The following is a 15,131-nucleotide window of genomic DNA, read 5'->3' on the forward strand; positions in this document are numbered from 1 at the left end:
CAACGCAGCCCGAACTCACCCGAGCGCAGCTCGCACTCGGCCGGAACCCAGCTCAGCTCAGGCCAGCCCCGACGCGGCACGCGCCCCGTCCGAGCCCGGCCGGAGTCCCGCCAGGTCCGACCACAGAGCCGGGCGGGGGATCGCCTGGGGGACAATGGAGAGTCTCGGACAGCCGCCCGCGCCGAAGCACCGTCGCCCTCGCCGACCCCCTGAGGACTCCGCCCGTATGACCGCCACGCCCGACACCGTCCAGCCAGACACGGCCACCGCCAGGACGCCCGCGCCAGCACTGGCCTCCCGCCCAGCCCCCGCGCCGGCCGCTCCCACCGCTGCGGCCGGCCCCTCCGCGGCCACGCCTTCAGCTGCCACGTCCTCTGCCGTCGCGCCCCCCACCCCTGCGCCCAGCCCCGAGTTCGCGCCGCTGGACATCGGGTCGCTTCAGGTGTGGCCGCCGGTCGTGTTGGCGCCGATGGCTGGTATCACCAACGCTCCGTTCCGGACGCTGTGCCGGGAGCAGAGCGGCGGCAAGGGCCTGTATGTGTCCGAGATGATCACCACCCGGGCATTGGTCGAGCGCAATGCCAAGACCATGCAGTTGATCAAGTTCGACCCGAGCGAGAAGCCGCGGTCGATCCAGCTGTACGGGGTGGACCCGGTGACGGTCGGCCGGGCTGCCCGGATGATCGCGGAGGAGAAGCTCGCCGATCACATTGACCTCAACTTCGGCTGTCCCGTCCCGAAGGTCACCCGCAAGGGCGGCGGTTCCGCCCTGCCGTACAAGCGCAACCTGCTGCGCGAGATCCTGCGCGAGGCGGTCGGCAACGCGGGCGGTCTGCCGGTGACCATGAAGATGCGCAAGGGCATCGACGACGATCACCTGACCTACCTGGACGCGGGCAGGATCGGTGCGGAGGAGGGCGTCTCAGCGATCGCCCTGCACGGTCGGACGGCCGCCCAGCACTACGGCGGCACCGCCGACTGGTCGGCCATCGCGCGTCTGCGCGAGGCCGTCCCGGCGGAGATCCCGGTGCTGGGCAACGGCGACATCTGGTCTGCTGACGACGCGGTGCGGATGATGCGCGAGACCGGCTGCAACGGCGTGGTGGTCGGCCGAGGCTGCCTGGGGCGGCCGTGGCTGTTCAAGGACCTGGTCTCGATCTTCGAGGGCGATGTGGACTACGCCCGGCCGACCTTCGGCTACGTGGCGCAGGCGATGGTCCGGCATGCCCAGCTGCTCGGCGAGTGGCTGGGGGACGAGGCACGGGGTGTCATCGACTTCCGTAAGCACGTGGCCTGGTACACCAAGGGCTTCTCGGTGGGTTCAGAGCTGCGGGTGCGGCTGGCGATGTCCAGTTCGCTGGCCGAGTTGGCGGAGACGCTCACCCAGGTCGAGCAGGACCAGCGCTGGCCGGCCGGTGCCGACGGCCCGCGTGGCCGGACCAGCGGAAACAACCGGGTGGTGCTGCCGGAGGGCTGGTTGGACGATCCGTACGACTGCGCCCTGCCCAGCGCTGAGGCCGAACTGGACACATCTGGCGGCTGACTTAGACGTTCAGGTGACATAGTCGTTCTCGCTTGACGCGCCGAAGCGGCCCAGCCCTCTTGGACAATCTGGCCAAGAGGGCTCCTTTAAGGCAGATTTCGATAACAGAGAGGCGTCATGTGTCGACGCAGTGCAACGAATGACGCACCCCTTCTACGCCCGACAGCTGAGATGCACCCGTGACGCTTGCCACATATCGTGGCGATTGACGGCCGGTCGGGTGGGTCCGCAGGGCTGTCGAGGTGTGAATCGCTTCCCGAAGGGGCTCAGAGGCGGATCGGCGCAGCTGGCTGCAGGAAATCAAACCGGGGCAACACGGCGGTCGATCAGTCGCTACCCTGTGTCCGGTTCGTGTGATCTTCGGGTTTCCATACGTTCACTACTTGAACGGTTGCTAGCGTCAGCCGGACGATTTCACCAACAGAGGTGAACGCCCCAAAGGGCATTCGATCTGTTGGGTCACAACCGGCTCCGAGATGCGTACGGCCTATTGGCGGCGCGGAAGAGCCTTCGAAATGGGTATGTTCTCCGGCGTCAGGGCAACCGTGTGCGAGGAGACCGACCCGTGGCGGCGCAGCAGAAGTTTGTTTACTCCTTCACCGAAGGAAACAAGGACCTGAAGGATCTACTCGGCGGTAAGGGTGCGAACCTCGCTGAGATGACTAACCTGGGCCTTCCCGTCCCCCCGGGGTTCACCATCACCACCGAGGCGTGCAAGGTCTTCCTGGAGACCGGCAGCGAGCCGGCCTCGCTCCACAAGGAGATCAGCGAGCACCTGGACTCCCTTGAGCAGCAGATGGGCAAGCAGCTCGGCCAGCCCGACAACCCGCTGTTGGTCTCGGTCCGTTCCGGCGCCAAGTTCTCCATGCCGGGCATGATGGACACCGTCCTGAACATCGGCCTCTCCGACGCTTCGGTGACCGGTCTTGCCGCTCAGTCCGGAAACGAGCGCTTCGCCTGGGACTCGTACCGCCGTCTGGTCCAGATGTTCGGCAAGACCGTGCTGGGCGTGGAGGGCGAGCTCTTCGAGGAGGCGCTGGACGAGGCCAAGCAGGCCAAGGGCACCGCCAACGACCTCGACCTCACCACCGAGGACCTCAGGAAGCTGGTCGAGACCTTCAAGGCGATCGTGCTCCGCGAGACCGGCCGGGAGTTCCCGCAGGAGCCGCGCGAGCAGATGGACCTGGCGATCCACGCCGTCTTCCACTCCTGGAACGGCGACCGGGCCCGTCTCTACCGCCGGCAGGAGCGCATCCCGAACGACCTGGGCACTGCGGTGAACATCTGCAGCATGGTCTTCGGCAACCTCGGCGAGGACTCCGGCACCGGCGTCGCCTTCACTCGCGACCCCTCCACCGGGGCCGTCGGCGTCTACGGCGACTACCTGTCCAACGCCCAGGGCGAGGACGTCGTCGCCGGTATCCGGAACACCCTTCCGCTGGCCGAGCTCGAGAAGCTCGACAAGAAGTCGTACGACGAGCTGATGGCGATCATGCACAAGCTCGAACTGCACTACCGCGATCTGTGCGACATCGAGTTCACCATCGAGCGCGGCAAGCTCTGGATGCTCCAGACCCGGATCGGCAAGCGCACCGCGGCCGCCGCGTTCCGGATCGCCGTCCAGCTGGTCGACCAGGGCCTGATCGACCTGGACGAGGCGCTGCAGCGGGTCACCGGTGGCCAGCTGGCCCAGCTGATGTTCCCGCGCTTCGCCGCCGACGAGACCGCCAAGCGCGTCGCCTGGGGCATCGCCGCCTCGCCCGGCGCCGCCGTCGGCAAGGTGGTCTTCGACTCCTACACCGCCGTCAAGTGGTCCCGCTCCGGCGAGAAGGTCATCCTGGTCCGCCGCGAGACCAACCCCGACGACCTGGACGGCATGATCGCGGCCGAGGGCATCCTGACCTCGCGCGGCGGCAAGACCTCGCACGCGGCCGTGGTCGCCCGTGGCATGGGCAAGACCTGTGTCTGCGGCGCCGAGGAGCTGGAGGTCGACACCAAGCGCCGCCGCTTCACCACCGCCGACGGGCAGGTCGTGGAGGAGGGTGACCTGGTCTCCATCGACGGTTCGACCGGCAAGGTCTACCTCGGTGAGGTCCCGGTCGTCCCCTCCCCGGTGGTCGAGTACTTCGAGGGCACCCTGCACGCCGGGGCCGACGTCCAGGGCGGTCTGGTCCAGGCCGTGCACCGGCTGATGTCGCACGCCGACGTGCGCCGTCGGCTGGCGGTGCGCGCCAACGCCGACAACGCCGAGGACGCCGGGCGCGCCCGCCGCTACGGCGGCCAGGGCATCGGCCTGTGCCGCACCGAGCACATGTTCCTCGGTGAGGAGCGCCGAAAGGAGGTCGAGCACCTGATCCTGGCGGACAACGACAAGGACCGCGAGACCGCCCTGTCGGCCCTCCTCCCGCTGCAGAAGGGCGACTTCGTCGAGCTCTTCCAGGCGATGGACGGCCTCCCGGTCACCGTCCGCCTGCTCGACCCGCCGCTGCACGAGTTCCTGCCCGACATCACCGAGCTCTCGGTGCGCGTCGCCCTCGCCGAGGCCCGCAAGGACCCGAACGAGAACGACCTGCGACTGCTCCAGGCCGTGCACCGGCTGCACGAGCAGAACCCGATGCTGGGTCTGCGCGGTGTCCGCCTCGGCCTGGTCATCCCCGGCCTGTTCGGGATGCAGGTCCGGGCGATCGCCGAGGCAGCGGCCGAGCGCAGGCTGGCCGGTGGCGATCCGCGCCCCGAGGTGATGATCCCGCTGGTCGGCACCGTCCAGGAGCTGGAGCTGGTCCGCGACGAGTGCGAGCGCGTGCTGGCCGAGGTCGCCTCCTCCACCGGCGTCACGCTGGACATCAAGCTCGGCACCATGATCGAGCTGCCCCGGGCGGCCGTGACGGCCGGTCAGATCGCGGAGGCCGCCGAGTTCTTCTCCTTCGGCACCAACGACCTGACCCAGACGGTGTGGGGCTTCTCCCGGGACGACGTGGAGGCGAGCTTCTTCACCGCCTACCTGGAGAAGGGCATCTTCGGGGTCTCGCCCTTCGAGACCATCGACCGCGACGGTGTCGGCTCCCTGGTCAAGCACGCCGTCGAGGCAGGGCGGGCCACCCGGCCCGACCTCAAGCTCGGCGTCTGCGGCGAGCACGGCGGTGACCCGGAGTCCGTCCACTTCTTCCACGAGGTGGGCCTGGACTACGTATCCTGCTCTCCTTTCCGGATCCCGGTGGCGCGCCTGGAGGCAGGCCGCGCCGCCCTTGAGACGGCGGGCAGCGACTCGCGCTGACGGGGCGTCCCCGAAGCACGGTCGATCGCTGACCGCACCCCCTCCGCCCGGAGGGGCGTACGGCGGAGCTCGGCGCAGGAGAGCCGCCGTACGTAGCAGCCGGGGCAGGAACGGACAATGGCGTCCGTTCCCGCCCCGGCGGCGTTCTCGCCCTGCGCGCGATGCTCGATGTCGACGGTCGGCGGCCGGCGCTCCACAGGGCGCACAGCCGGGCGCACAGTCGGGGCGCACGGCTGTCCGCGGCCCGGTATCGGCCGGACAGCTCCTGGGCCGTTCGGGTGAGCGAGGTACCCGGTGTGTCGGGGGTGGACCCGTACCGGGCAAGCTGGAGCCCATGACCAGCCGAAACCGTCTGATCGCCGTCGTCGCCGTCCTCTGCTGCGCCGTCGTCGCCGCAGCCGTCTACGCCCTGCTCGGCACCGGTAAAACGGCCACCACCAGCAGCCACTCCCCGAAGGCCGGCGCCGGTACGACCAGTGGCGCCCCGGCCGTCGGAGGATCCTCGGGCGGGCCGAAGCCGTCCGCTCCGCCGAAGCCGTCCGGCTCCAGCACCTGGGTGCCCACCAACTCGGCCATTGCCGACGTCTGCCGCAGCAAGCTGCCCACCCAGGCCCGCGACACCCTCGGACTGATCGCCAAGGGCGGCCCGTACCCCTACCGCACCGACGGCGTGGTCTTCGAGAACCGGGAGAGCCGTCTGCCCAGGCACTCCAATGGCTACTACCACGAGTACACCGTTGTCACCCCGGGCTCCGGCGACCGGGGTACCCGACGGGTCGTCACCGGCACCGATGGCGAGCAGTACTGGACGGACGACCACTACGGCACATTCCAGGAGATCGACTCCCGCTGCTGACACTCCGGTGGCCCGGGGAACGGCTCCCCGCCTCGTGCCCTCCCCGCCTCCGGGGTGGGCGAGCCCCCACCCGGGCGGCCGCGCAGGTCTCACGCCGGCCCGATCGCCGGCCCGATCGCCACGTCGGCGTCGAGCAGGGCGGCCCGGACATCCTCGGCCTCGGGCACGCGCAGAGCCTCGAAGGTCGTCAGCGCCGAGCGCAGGTGCCGGACCCCCCTGCTCCGCCCGTCCGAGGAGGGGCAGCGACCGGCCGAGGGTGGAGTGCGCCAGGCCCTGGCAGTACGCCTTGCCCAGCTCGGCGGCCAAGCACAGTGCCCGGTCGGCGCAGTCGACGGCCTCGGAGAACTCGCTCAGGTCCAGGTGGCACTCGGCCAGCCGGGCCAGGGCGAGCGACTCCCAGTCGCGCTGCTCCTGGTCGCGGAAGTCCCGCCGCGCCTCCCGCAGTTGCCCGGCCGCGGGCTCCGGCTCCCGGGGTGGTGCGGTGACGGCCGTTCAGGAGGCGCTCGTCGACCACGGCTACGGCGACCGGCTCGATCCGTGGGGCGCCGACGGCGCCTTCGGCCCCGCCACCGCCGAGGCCGTGCGGGCCTTCCAGGGCGACCAGGAGATCGAGGTCGACGGAGTGGTCGGCCAGGTCGCCTGGGACCGGTTGACGGCCGGAGTGCCCGGACCGGCGTGAATGCCCAGGTGCTCTCCGCCCGTACAGCACGTACAACTCGTACCGCTGGTACAGGCGGCGGGCACCGGCACGCCGGTCGGTCGGCGGTCAGACGTGGATCAGCGGGCCGCCGTGTCTAAGGCACTCCTGGTTGATCGCCGGATCCGGGGCACTCGGGGAGGTCGCGGCGGCGATCCGGATCTCGATGATGTCGCGGACGGCCGGCCACTCCTCGTCGAGGATGGAGTAGAAGGCGGTGCTGCGGACGACCCCGTCCAGGCCGCGGGAGTGGGCACGGCGGACACCCTCGCTGGTGGCGCCGAGCCGTTCGATCGCGGAGCGCGAGCGCAGGTTGCGGGCATCGGCACGGAGCGAGATCCGCTGGACCCGCCAGGTCTCGAAGGCGTAGCGGAGCATCAGCAGTTTGGCCTCGGTGTTGATGCCGGTGCCCTGGGCGCGCGGCGAGAGCCAGGTGTTGCCGATCTCGGCGGCGTCCGGCACCGCGTGCAGCGGGTCGCCGTGCGGCACGCCGGGCACCGGCGGCCAGACCAGCGGTCCCTGCCAGTAGTCGAGTTCGAGGAAGCGGGTGGACCCAACCACCCGGTTGTCCGCGACGTTCACCGTGGCGAACGGCAGCGACCTGCCTGCGGACTGGTCGGCGAGGGCACGGCCGATGTACTCCCGGGCGGCTTCCAGGCCGTGCGGTACGGGAGTGAAGGCATAGGTCGTACGGTCCTCGGCGCCAGCCTCGGCCAGTGCCTCGGCGTGGTGTTCGGCGAGGGGCTCCAGCCGCACGGTACGGCCGACAAGGGTTACGGGTACGGGCACGGATCCTTCGGTCCTTCGGCGGTCGGAGGGACCTTCGAACCAGGATGCGGCACGAAGGCGGTATCTCTCAGCGCGTCGGCAGGCGGGTACGGGTCTACGGCCGCGTCCGGCGGATGAGAGAAAGGACAGTGTGCGTCCGAGAAATGGCCGAGGGGGGAATGAGAGCGCGAAGGGAAGCAGGCGGCCAGGTGAAGGCAAGGTGTCTTGGGAGTGGCTGTCCGCGCACTGGGCCGGGACGGGCGCACGACGTGACAGACGGCGTGGCGACGACGCGGCGATGCGAGGCAGCGAGAGGACCATACCTGCAAGAAGGCGGTGCGTCACTTCGCGGCACGCGATCGGCGGCACACAGCTGTTCCGGGGCCGCTGCCGAGGCCCTCCGCGGAGATCGACAGCGGGCGTCGGAAAGGCCGTCCAAGGGCGGGTGTGGGACTGCGGGAAGGGTTCCTACCTGCGGATTCGTGCTGGGGTGCGATGATGCTCGTCCGGTCGCGCCGGCCTGTTGCCGGCCGCTGCCCGCGGGGCACGGTCCGGCAGGTGAGCTGACACAGGCTCGGCGGTCCGGGAATGTCCGAGGGCTGTTGCACGCTGGACCGGTCAGGAACCGGTCGGCCGGGACAGGACAGCAGTAGACCGGACATCGGTACGTCGGACTCAGGGTGCACTATCTGGGTACGGGGGCAGGGTCCGGTCGGCCGGGCCGACGACGAGCGACGAGACGGAACGGGGTTGGGTGCGCGGTGCGTGATCCCAAGGAGCTGTATCAGCTGGAGCGGCAGGGCGTGGACGCGTTGACCGCAGCCTGTGCCGCCGCCGGCCCGGAGGCCGAGGGCGCCGCCGGTGTCGCCGGTCTGGTGCTCCTGCATCACTTCGAGGGCTTCATGGACGCGGGCGAGGCCGGGGGCCAGGTGGTGGCCCATCTGCAGGAGCACGGTTCGCCGCAGATCGTGGCGCGCTTCGACCACGACCGTCTGGTCGACTACCGGGCCCGCCGTCCGGCGATGACCTTCGACCGCGATCGCTGGACGGCCTATGAGCCTCCGGAGATCCTGCTCCAGCTGGTCCGGGACTCGGTCGGCACGCCGTTCCTGCTGCTCACCGGTCCGGAGCCGGACACCGAGTGGGAGCTGTTCGCGGCCGCCGTGCGCGAGCTGGTCGAGCGCTTCGCGGTCCGGCTGACCATCGACTTCCACGGCATCCCGATGGGCGTCCCGCACACCCGCCCGGTCGGGCTCACCCCGCACGGCAACCGGGTCGACCTGGCTGCCGGCTACCCCCGCTGGTTCGAACAGGCCCAGGTGCCCGGCAGCGCCCAGTCCCTGCTGGAGTACCGCCTGGCGCAGGCCGGGCACGACGTGCTGGGCTTCGCGGCCCATGTGCCGCACTACGTCGCCCGCTCCGCGTACCCGGCGGCGGCCGTGATGATCCTGGAGGCCGTCCAGTCGGCCAGCGGCCTGGTGCTGCCGGGTACCGGGCTGCGCGACCGGGTCGGCGAGGTGTACGCGGACATCGAGGAGCAGCTGGCCCAGGGGGACAGTGAGCTGCGCTCGGCGATCCGGGGCATGGAGGGCCAGTACGACGCGGTGGCGGGCGCGGAGAGCCGCGAGAGCCTGCTGGCCGAGGCCGCCGACCTCCCCTCGGCGGATGAGCTGGGGCGGCGCTTCGAGGAATTCCTGGCGGAGCAGGAGCGCGGCGCGGAGTAGGGCCGCCCGCCGGATTCCGGGCAGGCGGTCTCCGGGGTGACGGCAACGACGACTGCGACGGCAACTGCGACTGCGACTGCGCCGGAAACGGGCCTGCGCAAGGGGCGTTGCACGTCGGTGCCGGCTGTTCGTGCGCGCGGTCGGTCAGGCGGAGCCCCGCACCCCTGAGCAGTGTTCGGCTGATCACATGCGTCTGCGGGAGACATCGGCCGTGTCCGCTCGTTGGGGGTCACAGGCGCCCGGGGGACGGGCCGTCGAAGACATGGTGGGTCCGACCCCGGGAGTGTGTGTGGACGTCAGGCGTACGGGAGTGCTGCTGGGTATGGCCGGTCTGGTGCTGACGGTCGGCTGCAGCGCGGGCGACGCCCGGCCTGCGGCGGACGGGTCCCCGTCCGCCGCAGCGGCCACGGCCGCGCGCCCGGTGGGTCCGTATGTGGCGCTCGGCGACTCGTACACCGCCGGGCTGCGGATCACACCGCAGGTCGGTACCCCGGCCGGGTGCGCCCGGTCGGGGGTGAACTACCCGTCGCTGGTTGCGAAGGCACTCGGGCTGAGCGGGACGGCCTTCACCGACGTGAGCTGCAGCGGGGCCACCACCCGCGACCTGACGGGAGCCCAGCAGACCGAGGACGGCACCAATCCGCCGCAGCTGGACGCGCTGTCCCCGGCCACCAGGTTGGTCACGCTCGGGATCGGCGGAAACGACGCCGGGTTTGTGGAGGTGCTCGGCCGCTGCGCCGAGGAGGGCGTCAAACAGAGCCTGTTCGCGGGTTTCACCGGCGCCCCGGCCGCCGACTCGCCCTGCCGTTCCTACTACTCCGCAGGTGGCGCAGGTGGCGCAGGTGGCGGCGAGGACCAGGTGCAGCGCAGGGTCGAGGCGGCGGGCGAGCGGCTGGGCGACCTGTTGCAGGAGGTGAAGCGCCGATCCCCGCAGGCCAGGGTCTATGTGGTCGGTTACCCGGAGCTGCTGCCGACCGACCCGGCGTCGTGTACGGCGGTGCTGGGCCGGAGCGTGGCCGCCGGCGACATCGGCTTCCTGGCCGAGAAGGAGCGGCAGCTCAACGCCATGCTCCGACAGCGGGCCGAGGCGGCCGGAGCCGGGTTCGTGGACACGTACGCCCCGTCGGCCGGGCACGACATGTGCGCGGGGGAGACGACCCGCTGGATCGAACCGCCGCTCCCGGCCGCCGGGCTGGCCCCGGTGCACCCCAACGCGGCCGGGCAGCAGGCCATGGCGGCGGCGGTGCTCCAGGCGGTCCGGGCCTGAGCAGCCTCGCGCTGCCCCTCCGGCAGACCGTGACCCGGCTCGGCCGGCGAGGTGGTGGGCGGTCACCCCGCCGCCGGGTGAGGAGGCCACCCGCCCGGCCTGTTGCACGCCGTGGGACAGGCTGCGCGCGGACGGGCATCCGAGCGCGGCGGGGCAGAGGAATGTCGGCCCAACGGCGTACGGTGACAGCTATATGGACGACACCGCGCACCGCTCCGCTCCGTTCGATCTTCCGCAGCCCAGCGCCCCCCGGCGCGATCCGTCCCGGTACGACCCGTCCGCCGAGGCCCGTTGGGTGCCGGAGCCGGACAAGCGGCCGGGCCGGACGGCCTTCCAGCGTGACCGCGCCCGCGTGCTGCACTCCGCCGCGCTGCGCCGGCTGGCGGGCACGACCCAGGTCGTCGCCCCAATGCGCAGCGACTTCCCGCGCACCCGGCTGACGCACTCGCTCGAATGCGCCCAGGTCGGCCGCGAGCTCGGCGCCTCGCTCGGCTGTGACCCGGACTTGGTGGAGACGGGCTGCCTGGCGCACGACCTGGGGCACCCGCCGTTCGGTCACACCGGTGAGGAGGCGCTCGACCAGGCCGCCGTCGCCTGCGGCGGCTTCGAGGGCAACGCGCAGTCGCTGCGCATCCTGACCCGCCTGGAGCCCAAGCGCTTCGCTCCCTCGGACGAGGAGCCTGCCCGGCTCGCGCCGTGGCCGGGCCGCAGCGTCGGCCTCAACCTCTCCCGCGCCGCCCTGGACGCCGCCACCAAGTACCCGTGGACGCGCGGTGGCCACCCCACCGACCCGGCGTCGACCAAGTACGGGGTCTACGCCGACGACCTGCCGGTCTTCCGCTGGCTGCGCACCGGCGCGCCCGCCGACCGCAAGTGCTTCGAGGCCACCGTCATGGACTGGTCCGACGACGTCGCGTACTCCACCCACGACGTCGAGGACGGCCTGCAGGCCGGTCACATCGACCCGGCGGCCCTGCACTCCGGCGAGGAGCGCACCGAGCTCTTCAAGATCGCTGAGCGGTACGCCGCCGACGCGGGCGCCGAGGAGCTGGGCGAGGCCCTCGACCGGCTCCAGGCGCAGGAGTGGTGGCCCCGCGGGTACGACGGATCGGCCCGCGCCCGCGCCGGGCTGAAGGACCTCACCAGCCAGCTGATCGGCCGCTTCTGTCTGGCCGCCGAGCAGGCCACCCGGGCCCGCTACGGCCCTGGGCCGCTCACCCGGTACGCCGCCGAGCTGGTCGTCCCGCGCGGGGTGCGCCTGGAATGCGCGGTGCTGAAGGCCGTCGCCGTCCGGTACGTGATGCAGCGGGACGAGCAGGCCCAGCTGCGCACCCGGCAGCGGATCGTGATCGCCGAGCTGGCCGACAGCCTGATCGGCGCCGCCCCGTACGGCCTTGATCCGGTCTTCGCCGCGCTCTACGAGAACGCCGAGGACGACCGGGCCGCCCTGCGCGCGGTGATCGACCAGATCGCCACCCTCACCGACGCCTCCGCCCTCGCGCTGCACGCACGTCTGGTGGAGGGGAGGTAACGAGGGCCGGTTCCGAGCGCCAGGGCCGTAGACTTCCGGGGTGGCAGGCAGGATCAGGGACGAGGATGTACAGGCGGTGCGCAACGCACTGCCCATCGACGCGGTCGTCGGCGACTACGTGCAGCTCGCCAACGGTGGCGGTGCGCAGCTCAAGGGCGTCTGCCCGTTCCACGACGAGAAGTCCGCCTCCTTCTACGTGCACCCGGGCAAGGGCGTCTACCACTGCTTCGGCTGCGGCGAGAGCGGCGACACGATCTCCTTCCTGATGAAGATCGAGCACCTCTCCTTCGCCGAAGCGGTCGAGCGGATGGCCGCGCAGGCGGGCATCACCCTGCGCTACGAGGAGGGCGGCTACAGCCCGCGGCACCAGCAGGGCGAGCGCACCCGACTGGTCGAGGCCCACAAGGTGGCCGCGGCCTGGTTCCAGGAGCAACTCGCATCCCCGGAGGCCGAGATCGGCCGCCGATTCCTGGCCGAGCGGGGCTTCGACGAGGCCGCGGCCCAGCACTTCGGCGTCGGTTACGCCCCGGCGGGCTGGGAGCACCTGGTCCGCTATCTGCGCGGCAAGGGCTTCACGGACAAGGAGATCCTGGTCGGCGGCCTGGCCTCGCAGGGGCAGCGCGGCGGTCTGATCGACCGCTTCCGGGGCCGGCTGGTCTGGCCGATCCGGGACACCGCGGGCGAGGTGGTCGGCTTCGGCGCCCGCCGCCTGCGCGAGGACGACAACGGGCCCAAGTACCTCAACACCCCCGAGACCCCGCTCTACAAGAAGTCCCAGGTGCTGTACGGCATCGACCTGGCCAAGAAGGAGATCGCCAAGAGCGGTCGGGCCGTCGTGGTCGAGGGCTACACGGATGTGATGGCCTGCCACCTCGCCGGTGTCACCACGGCGGTGGCCACCTGCGGTACCGCCTTCGGCGAGGACCACATCAAGATCATCCGTCGGCTGCTGATGGACACCTCGACCTACCGTGGCGAGACCGTCTTCACCTTCGACGGCGATGCCGCCGGTCAGAAGGCCGCCCTGCGTGCCTTCGAGGACGACCAGAAGTTCGCCGCCCGGACTTCCATCGCCATCACCCCCGGCGGGATGGACCCGTGCGAACTGCGCCTCGCCAAGGGCGACGACGCCGTCCGTGAACTCATCGAACACCCCGTCCCGCTCTTCGAGTTCGCCCTCCGCTCGGCCGTCGCCCGGCACCGTGTCGACACCGCCGAAGGGCGCGCTGCCGCGCTCGAAGAGACGGCGGCGATCATTGTGAAGATCAAGGACCGCTCGATCCAGCACGAGTACGCCGTCCAACTCGCCGGAATGCTGGGCATCCTGGACGAGCAGTTCGTGGTCCGTCGGATCGGCCAGCTCGCCCGCTGGCAGCGGGCCCAAGCCTCCGATCGGCACAGCCAGCAGCAGTCGCGCGGCCAGGCATTCCGGCGCGCCGAGAACCAGCAGCCCGTCGAACCGTCGCGTCCCGTCCACCGGTTGAATCCGCGCGACCCCGCGCAGTTCGTCGAGCGCGAGCTGCTCAAACTCGCCCTTCAGCACCCCGAGCTGGTCAGCCCGGCCTTCGACAACTTCGGCGACGAAGAGTTCCCGACCCCGCCGTACACCGCCGTCCGCCGTGCCATCCGCCAGGCCGGCGGCACCGGATACGGCGCAAGCCTGCCGGACTTCACCGCAGTCGCACGCGATGCCTGCCCGGACGATCAAGTCCGCGGCCTGGTCACCGAGTTGACGGTCGAGCCGCTGCGCACCCGGCGCGCGGCCGACGCCATCTACGCGGGCGAGTTCCTGGTCAAGCTGCGGTTGCAGGCCGTGGACCGCCGGGTCACCGAGGTCCGCACCCACCTTCAGCGACTCGGCAACCGGGCCACCACCGAGGAGTCGGGTCCGGTCCAGGCCGAGCTCTGGGCGCTCCAGCAGTACGCACAGCAACTGCGGAGCAAGGGCGCGGCCGGGCTGTAGGGCCGGGGCACGGGCGGACCCTTCGGCGGCAGGGGGCGACCCTTCAGGGGCGCGAGGCTCTGCCGGGTCGCCCGCACGCCACGTGCGCGCCGACACGGGACGAAGAAAGTCGCCACCCGCCTCTCGGCCCCCGGGTGTGGCGTACCCCACACTGGTGGGTATCCCAGTCCGTGTGGCGCGGTTCTCCGCACGAGCCGCGCGCGGCCCAGAGGGGGATGCCCGTGGAGCTTGCCACTGCGCGTCAGGCCGTCCTGTTCGAGGACGGCATCCGTCACGGCCGGGACACCGCCCCGCCGCCCGAGGACGTCCGAGTGCCCGTGCAGGGCCCGACGGACGCCCGCCCCGACACCGCAGAACCCCCGGACCCCGAGGCCCTGCGAGAGCTGCCGGACACCTCGGACCTGCCCGATCCGCCGGACCTCCCGGAGGTACCCGACCTGCCGGGGCCACCGGACCTGCCCGAGGCCGCCACCGACCTCACCTGCGCGCTCGACGAAACCTCCGAGCCGGACGCGGTCCCCGGCCCGGACGCGGCCCCCGCCCTGGACGCGCCCCCCGTCCCGGAGGAGGGCGGCGGCCCGGCCGCCGACCTGCTGCGCCAGTACCTGCGCGAGATCGGCCGGATCCGGCTGCTCACCGCGGTCGAGGAGGTGGAGCTGGCCCGTCAGGTCGAGGCGGGCCTGTTCGCCGAGGAGGCCCTGGACCTCCGGGGGGCCGACGGAGCCGCCGGGTGCCCCGTCGGCGAGCTGGACCGCCTGGTGGTGCTCGGCAGGCTCGCCAAGCGCCGCCTGATCGAGGCCAACCTGCGGCTGGTGGTCTCCGTCGCCAAGCGGTACGTCGGCCGCGGCCTGACCCTGCTCGACCTGATCCAGGAGGGCAATCTCGGCCTGATCCGCGCGGTGGAGAAGTTCGACTACGCCCGTGGCTACAAGTTCTCCACCTACGCGACCTGGTGGATCCGGCAGTCGATGAGCCGGGCGCTCGCCGACCAGGCCAGGACGATCCGGGTGCCGGTGCATGTGGTGGAGCTGATCAACCGGGTGCTGCGGGTGCAGCGGGCGATGCTGCAGGAGAACGGGGCGAAGCCCAGCGCGGCAGAGGTCGGCGCGGTGCTGGAGCTCTCCGAGGGCAAGGTGCGGGAGATGCTGCGCCTGGCCCAGGAGCCGGTCTCGCTGCACACCCCGGTCGGCGAGGAGGACGATGTCGCGCTCGGCGACCTGATCGAGGACGCGGACGCGGTCTCGCCGGTGGAGAACGCGTCCTTCCTGCTGCTGCGCGAGCACCTGGAGACGGTGCTGGCCACCCTGGGCGAGCGCGAACGCCAGGTCGTCCAGCTCCGCTACGGCCTGGACGACGGGCGGCCGCGCACCCTGGAGGAGATCGGCAACCTCTTCGGCGTCACCCGCGAGCGGATCCGCCAGATCGAGTCCAAGACCCTCTCCAAACTGCGCGGCCACGCCTTCGCCGACCAGTTGCGCGGCTATCTCGACTGAGGCCCTCCGGGACCG

Annotated in this window: 10 protein-coding genes; 9 read left to right on the top strand and 1 reads right to left on the bottom strand. The window is 71.4% G+C overall.

Translation table 11 applies throughout. From position 1 onward, the window contains the following. Positions 1-226: 226 nt before the first annotated feature. The 4 genes from dusB to P3T39_RS11030 all read left to right on the top strand — a co-directional run bounded on the left by dusB (position 227) and on the right by P3T39_RS11030 (position 6,352). Complete coding sequence (gene dusB / locus P3T39_RS11015) at positions 227-1,543, top strand: tRNA dihydrouridine synthase DusB (protein ID WP_280697274.1); 1,317 nt, start codon at positions 227-229, stop codon at positions 1,541-1,543. A gap of 547 nt (positions 1,544-2,090) precedes the next feature. Continuing rightward, positions 2,091-4,817: a pyruvate, phosphate dikinase gene (ppdK, locus tag P3T39_RS11020; protein ID WP_280697275.1), complete on the top strand. Its 2,727-nt coding sequence runs from the start codon at positions 2,091-2,093 to the stop codon at positions 4,815-4,817. 334 nt (positions 4,818-5,151) lie between these two features. After that, positions 5,152-5,673 (top strand): ribonuclease, encoded by a 522-nt coding sequence (locus P3T39_RS11025; protein ID WP_280697276.1) that lies wholly within the window; start codon positions 5,152-5,154, stop codon positions 5,671-5,673. Between the two features lie 481 nt (positions 5,674-6,154). Further along, a complete protein-coding gene (locus tag P3T39_RS11030) occupies positions 6,155-6,352 on the top strand; it encodes a peptidoglycan-binding domain-containing protein (protein WP_280697277.1) in 198 nt (65 codons plus the stop codon). 87 nt (positions 6,353-6,439) lie between these two features. On the opposite strand, the gene P3T39_RS11035 is transcribed toward P3T39_RS11030, so the two are convergent. After that, positions 6,440-7,159, bottom strand: a complete 720-nt coding sequence (locus P3T39_RS11035) for a GNAT family protein (RefSeq protein ID WP_280697278.1) — start codon at positions 7,157-7,159, stop codon at positions 6,440-6,442. Between the two features lie 740 nt (positions 7,160-7,899). On the opposite strand from P3T39_RS11035, the gene P3T39_RS11040 reads away from it, so the two are divergent. The 5 genes from P3T39_RS11040 to P3T39_RS11060 all read left to right on the top strand — a co-directional run bounded on the left by P3T39_RS11040 (position 7,900) and on the right by P3T39_RS11060 (position 15,116). Continuing rightward, positions 7,900-8,862: a PAC2 family protein gene (locus tag P3T39_RS11040; RefSeq protein WP_280697280.1), complete on the top strand. Its 963-nt coding sequence runs from the start codon at positions 7,900-7,902 to the stop codon at positions 8,860-8,862. Between the two features lie 289 nt (positions 8,863-9,151). Next, complete coding sequence (locus tag P3T39_RS11045) at positions 9,152-10,129, top strand: SGNH/GDSL hydrolase family protein (RefSeq protein WP_280697281.1); 978 nt, start codon at positions 9,152-9,154, stop codon at positions 10,127-10,129. Positions 10,130-10,322: 193 nt separating this feature from the next. After that, positions 10,323-11,660 (top strand): deoxyguanosinetriphosphate triphosphohydrolase, encoded by a 1,338-nt coding sequence (locus tag P3T39_RS11050; protein WP_280697282.1) that lies wholly within the window; start codon positions 10,323-10,325, stop codon positions 11,658-11,660. Between the two features lie 40 nt (positions 11,661-11,700). Further along, positions 11,701-13,623 carry a DNA primase gene (gene dnaG, locus P3T39_RS11055; RefSeq protein WP_280697283.1) on the top strand — a complete coding sequence of 641 codons (1,923 nt, stop codon included), beginning with the start codon at positions 11,701-11,703 and terminating at the stop codon, positions 13,621-13,623. A 437-nt stretch (positions 13,624-14,060) separates the two neighbouring features. Continuing rightward, positions 14,061-15,116, top strand: coding sequence for an RNA polymerase sigma factor (locus P3T39_RS11060; RefSeq protein WP_280697332.1), 1,056 nt, complete (start codon positions 14,061-14,063; stop codon positions 15,114-15,116). Positions 15,117-15,131 lie beyond the last annotated feature (15 nt).

Origin of the sequence: Kitasatospora sp. GP82, from assembly GCF_029892105.1 — a bacterium.
In the GTDB taxonomy this organism is placed as follows: domain Bacteria; phylum Actinomycetota; class Actinomycetes; order Streptomycetales; family Streptomycetaceae; genus Kitasatospora.

Coding starts and splice junctions, on each gene's coding strand:
- P3T39_RS11025 (WP_280697276.1), top strand. CDS start 5,152: ATGACCAGCCGAAACCGTCTGATCGCCGTCGTCGCCGTCCTCTGCTGC.
- P3T39_RS11050 (WP_280697282.1), top strand. CDS start 10,323: ATGGACGACACCGCGCACCGCTCCGCTCCGTTCGATCTTCCGCAGCCC.
- dusB (WP_280697274.1), top strand. CDS start 227: ATGACCGCCACGCCCGACACCGTCCAGCCAGACACGGCCACCGCCAGG.